The following is a 19,315-nucleotide window of genomic DNA, read 5'->3' as shown; positions in this document are numbered from 1 at the left end:
TTTAGGAAGTTTTGGTAATGGCATCAAAAAGACTGGTAATTAAATCTTTTTTGGTTTTACTAACGGGAATGGTTTTCCCATCCTGCATTACCAGATAGCCGCCGTCATTTTTGTAATATTTTTTCATATAGTTGGGATTGATGAGGTAAGACTTATGTATGCGAATAAAGAAATACTTGTCGAGTAATTTTTCAAATTCCTTCAGGGTTTTACTAAGTACCAGATTTCGTTTATCAGAGAGAAAAAGCTGCGTGTAGTTATTCTGGCTTTGTGCATAGAGGATTTCGTTGGTTTCAATAAACTCATAACCATCGGCTACGGGAAGGGCGATTTTATTTTTTAAAATACCTTCGCGTCGCATATAGGTAAGCAAGTCACTTATTTTTTCAGAAGAGAAATTATTTTTCTTTTTACGTTCTTCCTGCCAGTCTAAAATCGCTTCCCTGAATTCGATTTCATCTATGGGTTTTAGCAAATAGTTTACAGCCTTGGCTTTAAAGGCCTGTGCAGCATATTGGCTGTATGCGGTGGTAAAAATAACATCAAATTTGGTTTCCTGAAGTTGATCCAGGAGTTCAAAACCATTCATTCCTGGCATTTCTACATCAAGAAAGAGTAAATCTATTTTAGCGTTCGGTAATACCTCCAGTGCAGCCTCGGGACGTGTGCCTTTATAGATGATTTCGGCATCAGGAAAATTTTTGCGCAGGTGAAGCACCAGGCCCTCTACGCAATGTACTTCATCGTCTAAAATAGCTACTTTCATTTGTGTGAAAATTTATTCTTCTAATGATTGGGACTAAAAGTTTAGGAGTGATTATTCCGGTTATTGAAATTAATGTCTTCCTAATTTAATTGTTATTAACCAATTAAGAAAAAATTAAGGATAAAATACGCTTTTATATTAGGGAAATGAAGTTTTGGTTTAGGGAAAGTGATTTTTTAGCTAAAAATCAAAATTTCCTGTAATTCGTCGATTAACTAATCCATAAGGGCCTTTTACTCATTAAGTCTTGAAAACAGAAGATAAAGCTTGCACCTTCACCCTCAGAAATCAAAAAATGCAAACTAATTAATCAAACTATTAATTATGAAAACTAACTTACTAGTAGCTGTTTTATTCTTTTTTGCAGGAATTTATATGAGTTCAGCTCAACAAGATAACCGAATTGGGGTTATGCTTAATTACGGAACCGAAGTAGAAGCCATTGGCGCAGGTGCCAACGCTGAATTTCCCATTCTAGAAAACCTAAGCATTTCACCGGCCTTTATCTACTATTTCCCCGGAGATCAATATGGAGGAAGCTTAAACTGGTGGGAAATTAACGGAAACGCTAACTATTATTTTGTGAATAATGAAAATCTCGGTTTCTATGGACTTGGCGGACTTAATTATACCCATGTAAGTTTTGACTGGGGAGATGAAAGTTTTGGAGGTATTGAATCTAGCGATGGCCGATTTGGGTTAAACCTGGGGGCAGGTGCCAACTTTAATATAGGTAGTAATATTACTCCTTTTGCTGAATTGAAATATGTAATTATAGACGGCGGACAATTAGTATTAGGTGCTGGTGTGAAATTCAGTATATAAAATACCTTTTATAAATTCAACTATGAAATCACAAGTAAGTATTGCCGGAAATAACGAAAAAACCGAAGACAAATCTATAGGCATTATAGCTTATTTAACCCTAATAGGCCTAGTAGCTGCTTTTATAATGAATAAAGATAAAAATAACGAGTTTGCTACTTATCATATAAAACAATCTCTGGGATTGTGCCTTGTTGGGTTCGCCATATTTATCGTGGGACTTATTCCAATTTTAGGATGGATTATAAGCTTTTTGGGCTCTCTCTTTCTTCTTGTTTTTTGGATTATGGGCCTCTTAAATGCCATAAACGGAAAAGAGAAACCGGTGCCGGCCCTTGGGAATAAATTTGAAAGCTGGTTTAAGAATATGTAATAAGTAATTTATTAACCATTAAAATAATATTATGAATCTAAAATTAAATTTTTTATCACTGTTAATGGTCTTTTCTTTTGGATTTCTCACTTCATGTTCTGAAGACGATGATAGTATTGACGAGACCGATGATATAAGCGCAGGCTGTGCCGATTTTGAGAACTCTTATGAAGATGTGATGTCAGTAGCCAATACTTACATTAATGATCCAACCGAAGAAAATTGTGAGGATTATAGACAGGCAGTCATTAACTTCTATGAAAGCTACAAAGATTGTAGTATGTGGACAGAAGAATACGAAGAAGAAGATTGGGATGATATGGAAAACTGGAGCTGTTCTGATTCAGATGAAGCGACTTAATTAAGAACATAGTTGTTGGGGACACTTTATGGGCAAGAGGGGCCATTTTTCAAATTTTGAAAGATGGTTGTCCTAAAGTGACTGAAAAAGCCGAATTTATTTTCGGCTTTTTTGGTTTTAAACTATAGGACTATTCTAAATTACTTCATCAACAGAAGTATATATGCTTTCACCGAATCTTCCAGTGTAAAAATAAGAGGGTTTAGGGAAGTGAAATTAAAGAATCCATATATACAGATTAACTACAACAATTAGGCTTGATCCATTAAGAATGATTCCTTTTTCCGATACCAATTACGGACAAATACAAAATAAAAAACCGCAACTCCTATTTTATCAGTGTGTTACGGTTTTAAGTGGCGGAGGAAGAGGAACTATCCAAAAATGGCTTACCCCTACTATTACTGGCCTTTCAGAGAGAGCAAAATTCTAGTGTAACCGAATTTGACACCTTTAATATAACTTTAACTTTATAACTTATATTTATGTTCTTTTAAACGCTGCTGTCTATTGGCGATTAACCGTCTGTGTTTTTATTAGTACATTTTAGTCTACAAATGTTTCTCTCAGTACTCCTTTACATTTTCGAATCTCGGATTTGGTTAGAGAATCAAAGACTTTTACAATCTTTTGCTTATCAATTGTCCGAATCTGGTCAATTGCTATTATTCCCTTTTTGTCATTTGTTTTAATCGAAATCCGAGTGGGTATTTTTTGAGGTTTGTAGTCATTGGAGCTACAACAATAGTTCTCAAATATTTATTCATTTCATTTGGTGAAATAATCACAAAAGTAGTTGTTTAATTCTATGCCCTGAAAATCCTGAACCCAAATATTACCTATTTATTGCTTGGTTTCTAAAATTATACTTTTTCTGGTTTACCCGTTATTTAAGATGACCGCTGTTATGTGCAGTGTTGGTACTTCCCTTTTAAAATTTTTAAAATTTCTTCTTTAATTTCTTTTTCCAAATTAGGATCTTGTAAAAGACCAAAAAATTTTTCGTTTTCTCTCTGTGTAGCAATCTCTCTATTTGTCCAAACATCACAAGCCACAAAAATTATGGAAATAATTGCTGCGGTAATAATTGTTAGGGTTGGAATACTACCGTTGTCATAAGTGAATTTTAAATTCCTTAGGTCAAGAGTGAATTTTTGAATAAGGAAAACGCTAGAGCATATTAGAGAAAATAATATTGTCTTAAACCTAATTAATGTCCATTTTCGCCACCAACTACTAATTAAATTAATATAGTGTGAAACTTGATTTTATTTCAAAATAATTATTTAGATTTGTAGTGTTATTAAAATTATGGCTAGAAAAAAAGCATATAATAAAGAAGAAGTCATTGATAAAGCAATGTATTTGTTTTGGCAAAAAGGGTATTCCAACACTTCCATTCAAGAATTAGAAAAGGGTATGGGTATCAATATGTTTTCCATTTATTCTAGTTTTGGCAATAAAGAGGGTGTTTTTAAAGAATGTTTAAAAGCTTATAAAGCAAAAACAAATTACATATTTTCAAATTTTGAAAACAGTGAGGATGGTGTTGAAGATATTAAGAAACTATTTAGAAGTCTTTTTTCTGTTTGGTACTCAAATGGAAAACAAAATGGTTGCTTAATAACAAATACTATAAATGAATTTCCAAATAGTGATGATGATTTTATATTAAAGGAAGTCAAAAACCGTAAAAATTTTAAACAACACATTATTAAAAAATTAGAAACTGACCATACTAAAAGTAAAGCTACTATTTTAAGTGAAGCCAACTTTTTAGTTCTCTCATTACACGCTTTGGCAACGATCTCTAGAATTAATACAAAGCAAGAAATCGAAGACTTTATTAATATGGTATTTAAAACGATATAACATTTTTTTTTAACCAATAACTAAATAATTATTTAGTTATTTAAAACCTTTTAACCCAAAAAATTAAATATAAAAATGAAGAAAAAGCAAACATTACAAGGACAATTAGATGAAGTCAAAAATGACTTTGAATCGCAAGCTGATGCCTCACTTATAAGAGTTTTTAATGAAGGTGTGGATTCAGTAAGAAAAGGTGATATAGTAGCAAATGCAAAAAAGGTTGGTGATAGGGCACCTAACTTTATTTTAAATAATGCTTTAGGAAATAGTGTTGAGTTACAAGACTTCCTTAAAAAAGGTAAAGTCGTTTTAACATGGTATAGAGGGGGTTGGTGCCCTTTTTGCAATTTAACTTTGAGACAGTTGAATAAAGAATTGCCGAATTTTAAAGCCCATAATGCTACATTAATTGCTTTAACGCCAGAGGTACCTGATCAATCTTTAAGTACTTCTGAAAAACATAATTTAGAATTCGAGGTTTTAAGTGATTTAAGAAACAATATTGCAAAAGAATACGGTATCGTTTTTAAATTAACAGATGAGGTGGCAAAAACTTACAACAGTGCGTTTGGTTTAAAAAATTACAATGGAGATGACTTTAATGAGCTTCCATTAGCTGCAACCTATATAATAAATGAAGATGGGACAATAGCTTACGCCTTTTTAGACCCAGAATACAGAAATCGAGCTGAACCAACCGAAATTACAACTATCCTTAAATCTTTAAACAAAAAATCGCCTATGAAAAATTCAAAATTACTTTCGGCTTTTAATTCACAAAATTTAAATTTAAAAAACCATGTGGTTATGGCACCTATGACAAGGTCCAGGGCTATTAATAATCTTCCAAACAATATCATGGCAACCTATTACTCACAACGAGCAACTGCAGGTTTAATAATTACCGAAGCAACCTCGCCTTCAAAAAACGGGCTAGGTTATATTAATATTCCTGCTATATACTCTAAAGAACAAATTACTGGTTGGAAAAAAACAACTCAAGCTGTACATAATAACAATGGAAAAATATTCCTTCAAATTATGCATACAGGTCGTATAGGGCACCAATTAAATTTACCAAAAGGTGGTGAAGTTATGGCTCCGTCTGCTATACAAGCAGCTGGTGAAGTGCTCACAAGCGAAGGACTAAAACCGTTCCCTATACCTCTAGAAATGACTACTACAGATATTAAACAAACTCAAAAAGAATTTGTAGAAGCTGCTAAAAATGCAATTGAAGCTGGTTTTGATGGTATCGAAATTCACGCTGCGAATGGTTATTTAGCCGATCAATTTTTAAATAAAGGCACCAACCAAAGAACTGATAATTATGGTGGCTCTGTAGAAAACAGAACTCGATTTTTAATTGAATTAACTAAAGAAATTGCAAAAGAAATCGGAAATAATAAAACAGCAATTCGTATTTCTCCCTATGGCGTATTTAATGATATGGCTTTATATAAAGAGATTTCAGAAACATACTATTATTTAATAGAAAAACTAAACACTTTAGATTTGGCATATTTACATATGGTCTCTCTTTCGGAAGATATTCCTGAAGGTTTTTTAGAAGATTTAGGTAAAGAATTTAGCGGGAACGTTATTTTTAATGGCGGATTTGGCTTTGATCTAGAGCGTGCTGAAAAAGTAGTTTTTGAAAATGATAAAAATTTAGTTTCTATAGGGTTTCCGTTTATTGCAAATCCAGATTTAGTTGAACGCATTGAGCGCGGGGCAGACTATAACGAACCTAATCAAGACACACTGTATACCTTTGGTAAAGAAGGTTATATAGATTACCCAATTTTAGAAACCACCAAATAGATGTTTGGTGGTACTAAAAGTTAAAATCTTAAAACCAACCTGTAAGTACAAGGTGGTTTTAATTGATTTCTGTGCGTTTTTTTAATTATACAACAGGCGATAAAGAGTAAGTGCAGTAGCAGACTACAAGCACTAATCTTTGAATTGTAAGGTACATAATTAAAAGAAAATAGGGATTCAAGTTTCTACTTAACCGCTATAGTGTTTAGCATCATTGTTACCTGCTGTTTTGGCTTTTTGCTTATCTGAAATAGTATTTTGATAAGATTTATGGACACTAGGCCGCAAAGCATGTAAAGTTAAAATAACAGGGGTTGGACTTTTTAAAGTCTGACCCTTTTTTCATAGATAGTAAGGAACTGATTTAAGATAATGCCCAGTTCCTGAGAGGCATTGACCACTTCTTAGTGGCTTCTCTTGTAGCCAAATATACCGATTTCATCACTGCCTCATCTGTCGGGAAAGACAATTTATTTTTGGTGTACTTCCTGATTTTCCCATTGAGGTTCTCAATAAGGTTCGTGGTATAAATGATCTTTCTTATTTCCAGGGGGAACTCAAAGAATACCGTAAGGTCTTCCCAGTTGTCCCTTCAGCTCTTCACGGCATAGGAATACTTACCTTCCCATAGCCCTGCAAAATCATCCAGGGCAGCTTTGGCAGCTTGCTGGTTAGGTGCGTTGTAGATATGCTTCATATCTGCTGTAAAGTAGTCAGTCGGCTAAGTACCCCCGTGGTAAATTGGGTATAATTTTGTAAGCAGTTTTTTCGCCTATTTATTCAGATGTAATTTTATGTAATTCAAAGGATAGAGATTCGTTGCTTCTCTGATCGAGTTCTGTATTTCCTCCACTGGACACAAAAACTGTGTCATGATATTTTTCATCAAATATGGAATTTAATACTTTAGCATCAAATCCTTTTTCTTCCCCATTTCTCCCGGGTTTATCTTTTCCCTCACAATAAATTATTTGTCTTGGACTTATTAAACCTGTAAGGTCTTCAAGAACAGTATTAAATATTCGTTGCCAATTCTTCCTAGTAGGTCTTATTGGATTAATCATATGAGTTCCAGTGAAATAATTTTTATCCGAAAAATCTAAGACTTGAGACTTTTCTCTCAAATCTTCTTGAAGACCTCTTAAAAATCCAGATACCCTGTGTTAACAAGAATCAGGCATCAATGTTTACTGACCTTATTTTTACATTGAACTATAATTAAATACTCTCTATACCGATCGAAAGCCGAAATCTACTATCAAAATCAGATTCCAAAATACAGAGATGGGCAACAGTATACCAAGTCTGGCAAGATTAACAGCAATTTTTAATCAATTAAAATCCAAACGCTTAACAACTGTAAAAGATGTTGCTGAAAAACAATATAATACCCCTGACATACAGCTGTCACCACAACTATTTATCTTTGCTATATAACAAAAAACGAAGGTTATGAATATTATTTTAGGAGCAACGGGACAGGTCGGATCGGCTATTACAGATTTTCTGTTAGAAAATAAATTACCAGTGAAAGCGGTAATCAGGGATCAGGAAAAAGCAGAAATATTAAAAGAAAAAGGAGCAGAAGTTGCCATTGCCGATTATTTTGATTTAAAGGCCTTGAAAAATGCTGTCAAAGAAGGGGAAGTAATTTTCGTAATCACCCCGGAAACAATTAAAACCGATGACATACTTGGTGACACTAAAAGAATTCTGGAGAATTATCGAAAAGCTATTAAAGGTTCTGAAATTAAATCTATAATCGGACTTTCTTCGGGAGGGGCCCACTACGAAAAATATGAAAGACATACTGGCAGCTTACTCATGTCAAATATGCTTGAACATGAATTTGTAAGTTTACCATTAAATCAAGTATTCGTTCGTCCCTCCTATTATTATAGTAATTGGCTTATGTCTATTGATATGGTAAAAGAAAAAGACGTTTTACCCTCCTTCTTTCCCTCTGATCTGAAAATTGATATGAATTCACCAATAGAGGTAGCTGAATTTATTTCAGATATCATCATTAAAGGTATTGATAAATCAGAAGTGATAGAACTGGTGGGGCCTGAAAAATATTCTTCAAGAGATGTAGCAAACAATATGGCAAAAGTTCTCGGTCGAGAAGTAAAGGTTCAGGAAATTCCACAAGAGGAATGGTTCCCAACTATGGAAAGCATTGGTTTTTCCAAAAATGCTGCGGAAAACTTTATTAAAATGACGGAATTAGTAACCGAAGGAAATGCAAAACTTGAAAGAAAAGGAAAAAATCCAATTAGGTTGAGTACCACCTTTGAAAAGTATCTGAAACAAACATTATAAATAGCCATTATTTAAGTAATAATAATTTAGAATAAAATGGTTGAGGTTTTTCGAACAAATATTAATTCGCTAGAGAAAGCGGCTCAATACTGGTAAAACTTAAAACAACATTTTCCCGATTATAAAATCAACTTTGATTTAGAAGATTGTGATAAAATTCTGCGTATTGAGGTGGCAGAGGGCGAGATTGATGCTTCAACTGTAGCTATGTTTGTTAGAAACAGTGGCTTCCAAATTGATGTATTACCGGAATAGTTTTTCCTGACCGCCCCCTCCTATACTTCTATTTATGAATTTCCTTTTAGTTTCTCAAGTAGATTTTTAATAACCCAAAAAGCTAGTATTAAAACATTTATTCTTTAAAAATTTGCGCAGTTATATGATTGCATATATATTTGAAGTTAAATGACTGCAAAATGAAACTAAGAAGAGATGTATTTCAAGCCATAGCTGACCCCACGCGAAGAACAATAATTTCTTTAGTAGCGCTTCAGGCAATGACACCGACTGCCCTTGCTGAGAACTTCGATTATTCGAGACAGACTATTTCAAAACATATTCAAATCCTTACTGAATGCGAACTATTAAAACAAGAGCAGAATGGCAGGGAAATCTATTATCATTTAAATTCGGAAGGAATGAAAGAAATCGCCAATTTTATCGAGCCTTTCAGAAAAATGTGGGATGATCGTTTCGATAAATTGGAAAATTTAATGAAAGACCATCAATCAGAATCCTAATAACTCATGGAACAAAAAACAAAAATAAAAGCCGAAGAAGGAAAGCAGGAGCTACTAATTACCAGGGAATTCAATTTGCCTGTCGAATCCCTCTATAAAGCATATAAAGATAAAGAGTTGTTCGCAAAATGGATGGGGACGAATTTATTAGACTTTGAATTTAAGGAATATGGAAAATATCATTTTGAAACACGCAGTCCCACAGGAGATTTAATGTTTAGCGGGAAAGGTGCATTTCACAGCTTAATACCGAATAAAATGATTGTTAGAACTTTTGAAATGGATGTGTTTTCACTTCCCCCGCAACTGGAGTTTTTAAATTTTAAGGCCATTACAGGTGAGAAAAGTATTTTAACGATGCACATCATTTTTAAATCGGCTGAAATAAGAAATGAACTACTAAAAAAACCCTTCACTATAGGTTTTGATCTGGCACACCATCGATTGGAAGCAATTATGAATACAAATAAATAGTTATGGCCACAATAAAACAGAAAAAAATTATTTACTGGATTGCCACCATCTGGCTGGCTTTGGGAATGCTTTCGACAGGTATTGTCCAATTAATTAAAATGGAAGAAGAAGTAGCAAGTATGAATTCCTTAGGTTACCCACCTTACTTACTATACATACTTGGCGTATGGAAAATCTTAGGGACTATCGTTATTCTTATCCCTAAAGCACCACTAGTAAAGGAATGGGCTTATGCCGGATTCTTTTTTGTAATGACGGGGGCTGCGATTTCCCATTTAATGGTTAGAGATGAAATCATCACCCTTTTTGGTCCCCTACTGTTATTGGTGCTTACGATTATATCCTGGTATTTTAGACCACCCGATAGAAAATTAATTCCAGAAATAAAATGAAAGATTTTAACCCAACAACTGTTGACGAGTTTATTAATGCTGCCCCTCAGGAATCACAAGGGATTATGCTAAGGCTTAAAAAACTCATAGAAGTTACTGTTCCGAATGCAGAAGAGGGAATAAGCTGGAATGTCCCTATCTATAAATATTATGGTATTCTTGCCGGATTTTCATTGGCTAAAAAGCACGTTAGCTTTGGTATTGATTCCTTAACAACCGAAATGCGTGAAATACTAAAAGAAAAAGGATATAAAACGGGTAAAAAAACAATTCAGATTAAGTTTGACCAAGAAGTACCAACAACAGAAATAAAAGAGCTGATTAAAGAACAGGCACGGCAGAATAAATTATAAAATATACCTGTCAACCGGTAGTACACTATGATAAACCCTAACTAAAATGGAAATCAAAGAATATATTGTAGAGGAAATAAAAGTCGCAGAAGTAATTTCCAATGAAATACTCATTCAGCACACTGATGATGCGTTGGATTTAATGGGTAATTTGTATTACCAGGGCTATGATAAGATTATCATTCACCAGAAAAATATTACCCCAGATTTTTTTGATTTAAAAAATAAAATGGCGGGAGACATTCTACAAAAATTCTCAAATTATCGTTTTAGATTAGTAATAGTTGGTGAATTTTCACACATTACCAGCAAAAGTTTAAAAGCTTTTATCTATGAAAGTAATAAGGGAAAACAAGTTAATTTTTTGTCATCATTAAATGAAGTATTGAAATTAAAAAAATAAAATCATATTTTACAATAGCCCTGATAATCAAAAATAACCAAATTAATCATCAGGCTTATTAAAATATTCAGTAATGGAAAGTATAGAACAAATCAACTACCTTAAAGCCCCTATCACCACTGTTTACGATGCATTAACTTCAGAGGAAGGTTTAGGACATGTGTGGACAAAAAATCTAAAAGTACAACCTGAAATTGGTTTTATAAATGAGTTTGATTTTGAGGAAGATTATATTACCAAATTTAAAATAATTGAACTGAAAGAAAACAGCAAGATTGTTTGGGAATGTTTGGCATCAGATGAAGAATGGGTAGGAACGAGGGTGTCCTTTGAACTATCGGAAAAAGATGGCATCACAGCGGTTATTCTTAAACACTATGACTGGAGAGAACGAACTGATTTTTATCGTTGGTGTAGTTATAATTGGGGAATGTTTTTATTTAGCTTAAAGACGTATTGTGAAAATCAAAAAGGACTACCCTATCAAGAACGTGATTTTTAGAAAGTAATAAAACCATTAAGCAAACTTAAAAAATGAACTCATACCACTAAAAAAGATTAAATATGCGAAGAATTGTTCCCAATATTTATTCAAATAACTTAGAAAAAAGTAAAAAGTTCTATACCGAATTTTTAGGAATGGACTTAGTTATGGATATGGGCTGGATACTCACTTTCGCATCAAAGGAAAACAAAACTGCACAGATATCAATTTTCAAAAATAAAAATAATAAGCCTTTAGATAATTCGGCAATATTTTTATCAATTGAACTTTGTGATATTGATCAGTGTTACGAAGATGCTAAAAATCGAGCAATTGAAATTGTTTATCCTATCACCAACGAAAGTTGGGGTGTTAGGCGTTTTTTTGTAAAGGATCCTAACGGGGTTACCATAAATTTAGTAACCCATTTGTAATACTTTTTTTCCCCTGGGAGTATGTATTCGTTTTGTCTTAATCAAATAATCAAACATTTATTAAAAGTTCAATTTGTTATATGTATTTTCCTAATTAACTTTCACAATACTTTTTATAATTATCCAGGATAAACTCCCAGCCTTGTTCAGAGTCCATCATCTTAAAGTAATCTTCTCCCATTTCTCCATGTTTTTCAAAGAGGCGATGTTCAAGCTCCACCAAGGTGGTAGAATTTCCATTTTCTATGAATGCAATTTCAAGCTCACTCGCTTTTTCCGGATCGGGAATGGGCTCCCGGTTCGGACCTATTTGCCATTTCAGTTCAATTTTCTCGTTTACGTTAATTTGCGTTACACGGCCCCAATCACAACGAAATCCAAACGGACCAATTTCGGTACATAGGCCATCTTTACTGGCATCAATCTTTATTTCTTTCAATTCATCCCCGGACCAAGAATAATCTTTTGGCCACCATTGATTAATCTCATTGACAAATTTATTAAATGCCTCTCCTTTTACAATTCTAACAAATAGTTTCTTCCTTATCTTTTCCATACTAATAAATTTGATAATAAAACGCCCTTATCGCCCTTCTCAGTTTAACTAAAAATAGTTAACCATACAGGGATAAAAACTGCTATAAGCAGTGCCATCCGGTTTCGATTTCGCCACGGCTGGAAGAACCGGCATACTCTATATTAATTTTCTCAGAATTAAAAATTCTCCATTTTGTATTCCATATATTCTCATATTTCCAATTAAACATCTTATTATTCACTGTAATTGTAGCTTTAAAGTACCAATTATTATACAATTCTCTCATCTTTTTCTTTATCAATAATAACGGTTGGGGGAGCCAGAAATCCTTTTGAAATAAATATGTATTTCTTACCCCTAAATTCTCCAATAACAGTTTGAGAAAAGCTTTTATCATTTAACCCTCCAATGGATTCATTATTGGAATAAAGCGTGTATTTACTGGAGAAGAAATCTTTTTTCAACGTTAGTTTAGTTTCCATAACCTGTCATTTTAAAATTTTATTCTGGAGATCCTTCATTGTGGCAAGCTGTAAAATTATATCCACGGTTCTATCGGCCTATTATACTTTCAGAATCATTTTCTTGCACTGCCTTTATTATTCCTTCTGAAATTTCTGAATTAGTCAACCACCGGACAGATCCATTCTTTCTTTTATACCCCAGAAATATTTCTTTATATCTATTAGGATACTTCTCCTTCCAGTTTTTCTGGGTGAAACTCTTGGGGTTAACAGAAGCACTTCCCCATACCTGGAAAATTGTGGTTTTTGGAGAATGAGAAAATAAAAATGTTTTTATCAAATTAGAAAACTCTTCACCAGAGGTATGAATCCAGAGTATGGCTATATCCACCGGTCCAAAAGTATCAATAGACATTTTTATACCGTTTAAAGCTTTTTCAGGCTCAGTGTAATCTTGTGAGATGGTAAAAATGTTTTTTTCTTTATCTGGATACTCTGCTTTGATGGCATCCATCCGATAATTGGTACGGGCAAGTAAAGTAACAAAGTGACCTTTTTTAATAAAATATTCACTTGTATCCCGCAACATTCCTGTCCCCCCTATTATTAACACATGTCTCATACTTGGCTATAAAGAGCTTTCCGGTTTTAATCAATTCTCATAATAACTAAAGTTATTTATAGTAATACAAAAAGACAAATTTCGGTTACTTTTTAAGGCTATAGCAAATTGATTTTACAATACCTTTGTAAGCCTACAGCGGTTATAATTTGAAATATTTTACACCTAAGTAAACCGCTTGAGCAGCAATTATAAGTGCCTAACAATATGGTGATTTTTGAATAAGGTTTAAAAAGAGTGAAAAAGTGGAGCTCTTAATTTTGATTATTCTTTGTACCCCATTCTGCCATTTGGATTAATATTTTTTCTAAAGATTTACCTTTTGGTGTAAGTGAATATTCCACTCTGGGAGGAACTTCAGGATAGGAATTACGATGTACCAAACCATCAGCTTGTAATTCTTTAAGCTGCGCTATGAGCATTCTTTCGGAAATACCTATAAGTCGGGTTTTTAATTCACTATATCTCAACTTCTCTTCATCTAAAAGAAATGCGAGAATATTAAGCTTCCATCGTCCATTTAAAACAGAATTTGTATAGGCAATTCCACAGTTTGATTCTATATGTTCTTTGTTTATTGTATTGGTAGAGCTTTGTTTTCTCATTTCTTACTTTTTTGTTAGTACCATACAATTTTGTAAGTACTTTCATTTTTTGAATATATGAATTAGTTTTGAAAAAAATAAAATAAACAATGAATGTACTAAGACAGCTTATTCACTGGATTGCTTACGGTTATTTAGTCTATGCTTTTGGTTATGCTAGTCTATTTAAAGTTTTTCAAAAGCCAAGTATGATGGAAAATATGGAGGCTTTTGGATTTGGAAAAATTTGGACACTTATAATAGGCTATGGGGAATTACTAGGAGTTCTTGGTCTTATTCTTGGCATTTGGATGCATCATGTTAAAAACCTTTCCACCATATGGCTTTTTGCATTTGCTATAGGAGCATTAATGGTCCATTTTTCCCACGGTGATTATAAATATTTTTATACAGCCTTATTTTGTTGTATTTCCTGTTTTATAGTATTATTAACCGATGAAAATTTTAAACTTATTTTGTAAAGGCATACTTTACAAATAATAATCATTCCGAAATCAAGAGATAGTTTGTCAATTAGAACCTACAAGAGTTACAGAACAGGATGACGAAACATTAATTTCTTATGAAGATCTTATAGAAATAGATGGTCATATTCTGGTATATTTAGAGACAGATGATTCGGAACAAGTTGCAGGTAATAACAAAAACGTGCAATTCTAGAGGATTTTATTATGTCACAAAATCACGCCTTTTTTGAGACAAAAAAACTTTAAAGATTTTCTTCAATATAAAAGGTGCCAAAAATAATTAACACACCCCCTAATCTTTGTTTACAAAACATTTAGGATCTTAATGATATTTATAGGTAAATGAAATCGATTAGAGTCAGATTATGATCATGGAATAAAAAAACCAAAATTCTGTACCCATTACAAAAAAGAAAGGCTTCACATTTCTGTGAAGCCTTGTCTTTGCTAGAAGCGGGAACTGGACTCGAACCAATGACCTTCGGGTTATTAGTGAGATGGCAATGTTTAAAAATTCTAATACTCATTAAATTAAAGAAAGCTTGAGTTCTAAGTATACCAATTATTTGTTTGATCACCTGAATTAGATTTTAAAAAATCGTATCAAAAAGCCTCGAATAAAAATTGATTAAACCTGTAAAAGTTAAAATTTGTTGAAGCGAGACCAATTCGGTGACCAAAAATTTAAGGCTCTATGAGATGCTTTGTTAACACTGGTAAATTGAAATACAGGGCGTTCTCTACGTTTTATTTTTTATCCAGTAAAGGGATACTATTTCCCCTTTTTTTGTTTTTAAAAAGTGGTGAAATTGAAAACATAAAGTAAAGATTTATAGGGCATAGCAAAATAAAAAAACTTTTTAACAAAATTTGATAAGTTTTAAACTCAATAGCGCATCTCTGTAATCTTCGAGACCAATCGCATCCGATCTTCTTCAGAAGGGATTCATAGTTTGCTCCCTACTGGTCTATTACTAGTTCAATTACCGGACTAGTAAGATTATTTGGTGATCTTTAATTAAGTGGACAGCTAGATCCTCAATGCAAGGTTAGCAATGCTAGCGTTGTGGTTTGACCTCACTTCTAAGTATTCTCTAAAAATTTTTAGCGACCAATCGTTCTCTTAAAATTGCCATATCATCACTTATTTTTCGATCTAGAATTTTAGCATAGTGCTGGGTAGTTTGAAGATTCTTGTGCCCCAGCATCTTACTAACACTCTCGATTGGAACTCCATTTGAGAGCGTAACTGTAGTAGCAAAAGTATGTCTGGCCAAATGAAAAGTGAGGTTTTTATTTATGCCACAGATATCTGCAATTTCTTTGATATAAGCATTCATTTTTTGATTGCTTAAAATCGGAATTAAATGCTTTTCACTAACTTCGGGATGCGCGGAATATTTCTCTAAAATGGCTTCTGCCGTATGAAGAATTGGAATACTGCTTTTAGTTTTAGTTCTGTTAGTTTTAATCCAACGTTTTCCATCAAAACCGACCACCACATCTTTTTCTGATAGTTTCTTTACATCGGCGTAACAAAGCCCCGTGAAGCAGTTAAACGTAAAAATATCTTTAACCAAACTTAAGCGTTCGTTTTTAATTTCCTTAGATATCAAGACCTGAAGTTCCCCTTCAGTTAAAAACTCCCGGTCCACCACCTTTAGTTTAGCCTTCCAGTTCTGAAATGGGTCCCTACTGATCCATTCATTGGTAAAAGCAATGCGGATTATTTTTTTAAAATTTGTTATGTATTTAATCGCTGAATTATGCGCGCAGTTTCTTTCTGTTTTTAAATAATATTCAAAACCAGTAATAAATTTGTGATTAACATCCATTACGGGAATATCGGAAGTTTTGTATTCTTTCTTTATATATTCCTCAACGTGCTTTTTAGCCGTTCTATACCTTTCGGCCGTACCCTTTGCAAAATCCTTACCTACAAGTCTATTAACACGATCATTGTGTTCCTGAAAGATCTCTAGAAGTATCTTTTCCTCATCCTCTTTTTTCTTGTCTTTTCCAAGGTAGATATCTATAATATCCTTAGAGGAGAAAAAATCTCCTTTGTCCACAAGTCTCTGATGAGCATTATAAATATCATTCTCAACTTTACTGAGAAATCTATTAACAGCTTTAGCTTGAGCCGAATTTCCAGTTGCTTTACCGGAAGCCGGGTTCCATAGTGAGACTGGGACTTCTCGTCCAGTTGTGGTAACTGCCCGCTTGCCATTCACTGTTATTCTGAAGTATATTATTCCAGAATCCGTTTTAGTCTTACTTTTTCTCAAGTAAAAAAGATGGGAAAATATTGTATTCATAACTATATAAATTTTATTAGACAGTTTTAAGATACAACATAATCCCTTTATATTTAGGGTGTTAAGTTTTATTTTGTAGGAATTATATTACTTTGGTTACACCTAATTTAAGGGTGACAGGTGTAACCGAATGTGTAACCGAATAGATTGATATTAACTGTTATTTTTTGATATGTTGAAAAACAAAAAAGCCCCAAATCCGTAGGTTTTGGGGCTTTTTGTTTCAATTTGTAGTGTAATTGGCGGAGGAAGCGATCTTCAACAATATTCAGAACTACTACGAAGGATCTACCATTAATGCTGGGCCTACGGTTAATCATCACTGTACCTTTAACCCGCTTGATAAACTGGTGGAAGCTTACGAAGAAAATAAAAAACTCTATGAGCGACTGGTGTAGGCCGAGAAGGACAAGGTTTCTTATCTGGAGAAGCTCATAGATAAATAAATTTAGTCTATTGCTTCAATAAATCTGGGTTATGTAATATAGCCTCATAGTTTTTTCCATATTCACTATTCGTAGAAATTAGACCTTTAAATTCATTACCACTTTTTTCCAAAATAGTTTTAAAATGAAATATTCCTTTTTGGGGATATATAGAATCAATTGAGTTATTATTAATTGAATCATAATTTTTAAAGTAGCTATCATTATTATAGCCTATAAAATAGACTTCTAGGTTATATTCATTCCCTGGGCTAATAACATTCTCACTACTTGGTTTAGTAACTATACGTACATTATCAAAAACGTACTTTTGATTAATATTATTTAAAATCGTCTTTAGGGAGTCTCTTTCTCTTTCTATTTTCGAAAAATCTTTGTCATTCCTTACATTACATGAAAAAAATATTTGAGAAACTAGTACAAAAAGTAGCATGAAATTTTTCGTTGTATTATTATTGATTTTCATAAGTTTTTTCAATTAATTTTTTCTTTTCAGTCTGTGCTTGTTTTTTAAAATTATCTGCTTCAATCTGAGTTTCAAATGTCGCCATAGAATCTTTTACAGGATATATTTTAAAATTACCTTCCCCCTCAATAACTTCTCCTGTTGGAAATTTAGCAGTAGCTTCAATTAAATTTTCTGTTTCCTCTACAATTTCACCTCCAGTTTCCATCCCATCTAAAGTATTAGCCGCTATTGTAAATACGTTCTTTGCAACTTCGCCGTAATCTTTTGGGTTTTTTTTAGGTCCCATAGTTCCTCCAGTTTTTGCAAAACCTGCAGCTTGTAGTAATCCATCGGCATCCACCATCTCTACGTTTCTTCCACCATCTCTTCCTGGATCTCCGTTACCGCCATTTTTACTTCTAAAATTAAAACCACCTCCTTCTGATTTTAAATAAGTATCTATTCTCTTAGTTGTTTCTACAGTTTTAGCAATCGCTTTTCGAGAATAATATGAAACTGTACGAGCAACTCCGAAAGGATCTAATTCTTTACCTTCTAGTTCAGTTCCTAATCCCATCTTATTTTCTTGGAAAGCATAAGTAGAGTTATAGGTATAATCTTCAGCTAACGGATCGATCTGCCAGAACCTTCCAATGGCAGGATCGCTCATGCGGTATTTCCATTCATGGGTATTAAGCCCTAAGTCTTCGGTAAATTCCTGTCCCTGGTAGGTTTTTAGATTATTCTTGGCTCCGTAAGAATAATTGTTATAACCCTTGTGTTCCAATCCAAATGGGTAGTAGTTTTGCTCCCTTCGTATTTCAGCACTAGTTACACTACCGCTGTTATCATCATCAGCGTAGGTGATCCGGGTATTGCCCCAGATATCCCTGTACTGGTAGACGTATTGCCAGTCACTACCATCTGGTTCTACATAACCTTCCGGCTGGTAAAACTGTTTCAACGTATTGTTTTCGTAAACAAAGTCCCCTGCATAATCGGTGGTGGTCGCTACTTCTCCCTGTGTCTTTTTCTTTTGGAGTTTTATACCGTCGGCAGTGTAAACATAATCGATAACCCCATTGTTGCTACCCGCATTACTTACCGTAATCTTTGTAGGCATGTTCAGGTGGTTGTACTCAATACCACCTGCGGCTATTCCCTTATTGGCATTGGATGTTAAGTTGCCATTGACATCATACTCATAATCATTGCCGGTTGAAGTTGTAGGTTCTTTAAAACCCCAGGTTTTCTCCCCACTATCACTAACTTTCATGAGCCTATTGCCATCATAATCATAGCCAAGGTCATCCATAGTTCCAAAGAACGTAGCACCGGCATCGGTCTGCCCCTGCCTTTGTAAAGATAAAATATTTCCCATTTTATCATAGGCAATCCCGCTTAAATTATAATTCCCCGTATTGTCCGTGGCTCCGGTGATCCTATTCAATGCATCATAGCTATACCCATAATAATTGCTTACCGGGTTACCACTTATATTCTCACTTTGGGTATTCCAATGCGTCTCCGAGATGTTCCCGTTATATAGCGGGGGTGCCCCACCGGTAGGGTCATTATAATTGATCCCAAAACCAAAGAGATCGTCACCCAGATTCTCCGGGTCGTTGATTTGCTTAAGCCAACCCCTTATATTATACGCATAATCGATCTCCTGTAAGAAGTCCTTGTTGTTTCCTGTAGAAAATTTTAATCCGCTTACAGAAGAACCAACCCTGTAGATCGATATATCCCCCAAAAGACTGGAGGTAGCAGGAACTGCAGAG

At 33.8% G+C, this 19,315-nt stretch carries 24 protein-coding genes and 3 pseudogenes; 16 read left to right on the top strand and 11 right to left on the bottom strand.

From position 1 onward, the window contains the following. Nucleotide 1: 1 nt before the first annotated feature. Nucleotides 2-766: a LytR/AlgR family response regulator transcription factor gene (locus tag B5X53_RS12565; RefSeq protein ID WP_079713575.1), complete on the bottom strand. Its 765-nt coding sequence runs from the start codon at nucleotides 764-766 to the stop codon at nucleotides 2-4. A gap of 324 nt (nucleotides 767-1,090) precedes the next feature. Between B5X53_RS12565 and B5X53_RS12560 the strand changes: the two genes are divergently transcribed. From B5X53_RS12560 to B5X53_RS12550, 3 genes are read left to right on the top strand one after another with little or no spacing between them, the layout of a single operon-like run. After that, the gene (locus B5X53_RS12560) at nucleotides 1,091-1,591 is read left to right on the top strand and encodes an outer membrane protein (protein ID WP_079713574.1); all 501 of its coding nucleotides are present in this window, start codon (nucleotides 1,091-1,093) and stop codon (nucleotides 1,589-1,591) included. A gap of 22 nt (nucleotides 1,592-1,613) precedes the next feature. Next, a complete protein-coding gene (locus B5X53_RS12555) occupies nucleotides 1,614-1,964 on the top strand; it encodes a DUF4870 domain-containing protein (RefSeq protein WP_079713573.1) in 351 nt (116 codons plus the stop codon). A 31-nt stretch (nucleotides 1,965-1,995) separates the two neighbouring features. Continuing rightward, a complete protein-coding gene (locus B5X53_RS12550) occupies nucleotides 1,996-2,325 on the top strand; it encodes a hypothetical protein (protein ID WP_079713572.1) in 330 nt (109 codons plus the stop codon). Nucleotides 2,326-2,871: 546 nt separating this feature from the next. On the opposite strand, the pseudogene B5X53_RS19650 reads toward B5X53_RS12550, so the two are convergent. Next, nucleotides 2,872-3,113, bottom strand: a pseudogene (locus tag B5X53_RS19650) (type II toxin-antitoxin system PemK/MazF family toxin). Nucleotides 3,114-3,636: 523 nt separating this feature from the next. Between B5X53_RS19650 and B5X53_RS12540 the strand changes: the two are divergent. Then, complete coding sequence (locus tag B5X53_RS12540) at nucleotides 3,637-4,197, top strand: TetR/AcrR family transcriptional regulator (protein ID WP_079713571.1); 561 nt, start codon at nucleotides 3,637-3,639, stop codon at nucleotides 4,195-4,197. Nucleotides 4,198-4,272: 75 nt separating this feature from the next. After that, entirely contained in the window at nucleotides 4,273-6,021 is a 1,749-nt protein-coding gene (locus B5X53_RS19530; protein ID WP_079713570.1) for an oxidoreductase, read from the top strand. A 323-nt stretch (nucleotides 6,022-6,344) separates the two neighbouring features. Here B5X53_RS19530 and B5X53_RS12530 read toward each other — a convergent pair. Continuing rightward, nucleotides 6,345-6,730 (bottom strand): annotated as a pseudogene (locus B5X53_RS12530) (transposase); the annotation flags it as partial. 67 nt (nucleotides 6,731-6,797) lie between these two features. Further along, nucleotides 6,798-7,085, bottom strand: a complete 288-nt coding sequence (locus B5X53_RS12525; protein WP_101023019.1) for a hypothetical protein — start codon at nucleotides 7,083-7,085, stop codon at nucleotides 6,798-6,800. A gap of 220 nt (nucleotides 7,086-7,305) precedes the next feature. Here B5X53_RS12525 and B5X53_RS19050 point away from each other — a divergent pair, with 220 nt between their 5' ends. From B5X53_RS19050 to B5X53_RS12485, 9 genes are all read left to right on the top strand, one after another. Beyond that, nucleotides 7,306-7,458 carry a hypothetical protein gene (locus B5X53_RS19050; protein WP_157822070.1) on the top strand — a complete coding sequence of 51 codons (153 nt, stop codon included), beginning with the start codon at nucleotides 7,306-7,308 and terminating at the stop codon, nucleotides 7,456-7,458. A gap of 15 nt (nucleotides 7,459-7,473) precedes the next feature. After that, the gene (locus B5X53_RS12520; RefSeq protein ID WP_079713568.1) at nucleotides 7,474-8,343 is read left to right on the top strand and encodes an NmrA family NAD(P)-binding protein; all 870 of its coding nucleotides are present in this window, start codon (nucleotides 7,474-7,476) and stop codon (nucleotides 8,341-8,343) included. 416 nt (nucleotides 8,344-8,759) lie between these two features. Further along, the gene (locus tag B5X53_RS12515) at nucleotides 8,760-9,083 is read left to right on the top strand and encodes an ArsR/SmtB family transcription factor (RefSeq protein ID WP_079713567.1); all 324 of its coding nucleotides are present in this window, start codon (nucleotides 8,760-8,762) and stop codon (nucleotides 9,081-9,083) included. Between the two features lie 6 nt (nucleotides 9,084-9,089). Further along, nucleotides 9,090-9,557: an SRPBCC domain-containing protein gene (locus tag B5X53_RS12510; protein WP_079713566.1), complete on the top strand. Its 468-nt coding sequence runs from the start codon at nucleotides 9,090-9,092 to the stop codon at nucleotides 9,555-9,557. A 2-nt stretch (nucleotides 9,558-9,559) separates the two neighbouring features. Next, nucleotides 9,560-9,949, top strand: a complete 390-nt coding sequence (locus B5X53_RS12505; RefSeq protein WP_079713565.1) for a DoxX family protein — start codon at nucleotides 9,560-9,562, stop codon at nucleotides 9,947-9,949. Further along, a complete protein-coding gene (locus tag B5X53_RS12500) occupies nucleotides 9,946-10,302 on the top strand; it encodes an iron chaperone (protein ID WP_079713564.1) in 357 nt (118 codons plus the stop codon). Before B5X53_RS12505 ends, B5X53_RS12500 begins: the two co-directional genes overlap by 4 nt. A gap of 46 nt (nucleotides 10,303-10,348) precedes the next feature. After that, on the top strand, nucleotides 10,349-10,705 hold the full coding sequence (locus B5X53_RS12495; RefSeq protein WP_079713563.1) for a DUF4180 domain-containing protein: 357 nt from the start codon (nucleotides 10,349-10,351) through the stop codon (nucleotides 10,703-10,705). A 73-nt stretch (nucleotides 10,706-10,778) separates the two neighbouring features. Next, a complete protein-coding gene (locus B5X53_RS12490; protein ID WP_079713562.1) occupies nucleotides 10,779-11,207 on the top strand; it encodes an SRPBCC family protein in 429 nt (142 codons plus the stop codon). 62 nt (nucleotides 11,208-11,269) lie between these two features. Next, nucleotides 11,270-11,623, top strand: coding sequence for a VOC family protein (locus B5X53_RS12485; RefSeq protein ID WP_079713561.1), 354 nt, complete (start codon nucleotides 11,270-11,272; stop codon nucleotides 11,621-11,623). Between the two features lie 94 nt (nucleotides 11,624-11,717). On the opposite strand, the gene B5X53_RS12480 is transcribed toward B5X53_RS12485, so the two are convergent. From B5X53_RS12480 to B5X53_RS12465, 4 genes are all read right to left on the bottom strand, one after another. Next, nucleotides 11,718-12,179 (bottom strand): SRPBCC domain-containing protein, encoded by a 462-nt coding sequence (locus tag B5X53_RS12480; RefSeq protein ID WP_079713560.1) that lies wholly within the window; start codon nucleotides 12,177-12,179, stop codon nucleotides 11,718-11,720. Nucleotides 12,180-12,430: 251 nt separating this feature from the next. Beyond that, nucleotides 12,431-12,643: a hypothetical protein gene (locus tag B5X53_RS12475; RefSeq protein WP_079713559.1), complete on the bottom strand. Its 213-nt coding sequence runs from the start codon at nucleotides 12,641-12,643 to the stop codon at nucleotides 12,431-12,433. 70 nt (nucleotides 12,644-12,713) lie between these two features. Beyond that, on the bottom strand, nucleotides 12,714-13,247 hold the full coding sequence (locus B5X53_RS12470; protein WP_079713558.1) for an SDR family NAD(P)-dependent oxidoreductase: 534 nt from the start codon (nucleotides 13,245-13,247) through the stop codon (nucleotides 12,714-12,716). A 254-nt stretch (nucleotides 13,248-13,501) separates the two neighbouring features. Continuing rightward, nucleotides 13,502-13,852 (bottom strand): winged helix-turn-helix transcriptional regulator, encoded by a 351-nt coding sequence (locus B5X53_RS12465; RefSeq protein ID WP_079713557.1) that lies wholly within the window; start codon nucleotides 13,850-13,852, stop codon nucleotides 13,502-13,504. Between the two features lie 89 nt (nucleotides 13,853-13,941). Between B5X53_RS12465 and B5X53_RS12460 the strand changes: the two genes are divergently transcribed. Then, on the top strand, nucleotides 13,942-14,313 hold the full coding sequence (locus tag B5X53_RS12460) for a DoxX family protein (protein ID WP_079713556.1): 372 nt from the start codon (nucleotides 13,942-13,944) through the stop codon (nucleotides 14,311-14,313). Between the two features lie 1,100 nt (nucleotides 14,314-15,413). Here B5X53_RS12460 and B5X53_RS12455 read toward each other — a convergent pair. Further along, on the bottom strand, nucleotides 15,414-16,637 hold the full coding sequence (locus tag B5X53_RS12455) for a site-specific integrase (protein WP_079713555.1): 1,224 nt from the start codon (nucleotides 16,635-16,637) through the stop codon (nucleotides 15,414-15,416). Between the two features lie 239 nt (nucleotides 16,638-16,876). Here B5X53_RS12455 and B5X53_RS19645 point away from each other — a divergent pair, with 239 nt between their 5' ends. After that, nucleotides 16,877-17,035, top strand: a complete 159-nt coding sequence (locus tag B5X53_RS19645; protein WP_394341602.1) for a hypothetical protein — start codon at nucleotides 16,877-16,879, stop codon at nucleotides 17,033-17,035. Between the two features lie 55 nt (nucleotides 17,036-17,090). On the opposite strand, the gene B5X53_RS12445 is transcribed toward B5X53_RS19645, so the two are convergent. Then, the gene (locus B5X53_RS12445) at nucleotides 17,091-17,549 is read right to left on the bottom strand and encodes a hypothetical protein (protein ID WP_143533265.1); all 459 of its coding nucleotides are present in this window, start codon (nucleotides 17,547-17,549) and stop codon (nucleotides 17,091-17,093) included. Next, nucleotides 17,536-19,315: pseudogene (locus B5X53_RS19045) on the bottom strand (hypothetical protein); the annotation flags it as partial. The gene B5X53_RS12445 and the pseudogene B5X53_RS19045, both read right to left, overlap by 14 nt.

The sequence above is a fragment of the Salegentibacter salinarum genome (genome assembly GCF_900168115.1).
GTDB lineage: Bacteria > Bacteroidota > Bacteroidia > Flavobacteriales > Flavobacteriaceae > Salegentibacter > Salegentibacter salinarum.
This window is presented reverse-complemented; position numbering and strand designations above follow the sequence as displayed.

Bases quoted from the DNA above. Each gene is read 5' to 3' on its own strand.
- B5X53_RS12510 (WP_079713566.1), top strand. From the start codon at position 9,090: ATGGAACAAAAAACAAAAATAAAAGCCGAAGAAGGAAAGCAGGAGCTA.
- B5X53_RS19530 (WP_079713570.1), top strand. From the start codon at position 4,273: ATGAAGAAAAAGCAAACATTACAAGGACAATTAGATGAAGTCAAAAAT.
- B5X53_RS12445 (WP_143533265.1), bottom strand. From the start codon at position 17,549: ATGAAAATCAATAATAATACAACGAAAAATTTCATGCTACTTTTTGTA.
- B5X53_RS19050 (WP_157822070.1), top strand. From the start codon at position 7,306: ATGGGCAACAGTATACCAAGTCTGGCAAGATTAACAGCAATTTTTAAT.
- B5X53_RS12505 (WP_079713565.1), top strand. From the start codon at position 9,560: ATGGCCACAATAAAACAGAAAAAAATTATTTACTGGATTGCCACCATC.
- B5X53_RS12470 (WP_079713558.1), bottom strand. From the start codon at position 13,247: ATGAGACATGTGTTAATAATAGGGGGGACAGGAATGTTGCGGGATACA.
- B5X53_RS12465 (WP_079713557.1), bottom strand. From the start codon at position 13,852: ATGAGAAAACAAAGCTCTACCAATACAATAAACAAAGAACATATAGAA.
- B5X53_RS12500 (WP_079713564.1), top strand. From the start codon at position 9,946: ATGAAAGATTTTAACCCAACAACTGTTGACGAGTTTATTAATGCTGCC.
- B5X53_RS12485 (WP_079713561.1), top strand. From the start codon at position 11,270: ATGCGAAGAATTGTTCCCAATATTTATTCAAATAACTTAGAAAAAAGT.
- B5X53_RS12565 (WP_079713575.1), bottom strand. From the start codon at position 766: ATGAAAGTAGCTATTTTAGACGATGAAGTACATTGCGTAGAGGGCCTG.
- B5X53_RS12495 (WP_079713563.1), top strand. From the start codon at position 10,349: ATGGAAATCAAAGAATATATTGTAGAGGAAATAAAAGTCGCAGAAGTA.
- B5X53_RS12555 (WP_079713573.1), top strand. From the start codon at position 1,614: ATGAAATCACAAGTAAGTATTGCCGGAAATAACGAAAAAACCGAAGAC.
- B5X53_RS12475 (WP_079713559.1), bottom strand. From the start codon at position 12,643: ATGGAAACTAAACTAACGTTGAAAAAAGATTTCTTCTCCAGTAAATAC.
- B5X53_RS12540 (WP_079713571.1), top strand. From the start codon at position 3,637: ATGGCTAGAAAAAAAGCATATAATAAAGAAGAAGTCATTGATAAAGCA.
- B5X53_RS12480 (WP_079713560.1), bottom strand. From the start codon at position 12,179: ATGGAAAAGATAAGGAAGAAACTATTTGTTAGAATTGTAAAAGGAGAG.
- B5X53_RS12490 (WP_079713562.1), top strand. From the start codon at position 10,779: ATGGAAAGTATAGAACAAATCAACTACCTTAAAGCCCCTATCACCACT.
- B5X53_RS12515 (WP_079713567.1), top strand. From the start codon at position 8,760: ATGAAACTAAGAAGAGATGTATTTCAAGCCATAGCTGACCCCACGCGA.
- B5X53_RS12520 (WP_079713568.1), top strand. From the start codon at position 7,474: ATGAATATTATTTTAGGAGCAACGGGACAGGTCGGATCGGCTATTACA.
- B5X53_RS12550 (WP_079713572.1), top strand. From the start codon at position 1,996: ATGAATCTAAAATTAAATTTTTTATCACTGTTAATGGTCTTTTCTTTT.
- B5X53_RS12460 (WP_079713556.1), top strand. From the start codon at position 13,942: ATGAATGTACTAAGACAGCTTATTCACTGGATTGCTTACGGTTATTTA.
- B5X53_RS12560 (WP_079713574.1), top strand. From the start codon at position 1,091: ATGAAAACTAACTTACTAGTAGCTGTTTTATTCTTTTTTGCAGGAATT.
- B5X53_RS12525 (WP_101023019.1), bottom strand. From the start codon at position 7,085: ATGATTAATCCAATAAGACCTACTAGGAAGAATTGGCAACGAATATTT.
- B5X53_RS12455 (WP_079713555.1), bottom strand. From the start codon at position 16,637: ATGAATACAATATTTTCCCATCTTTTTTACTTGAGAAAAAGTAAGACT.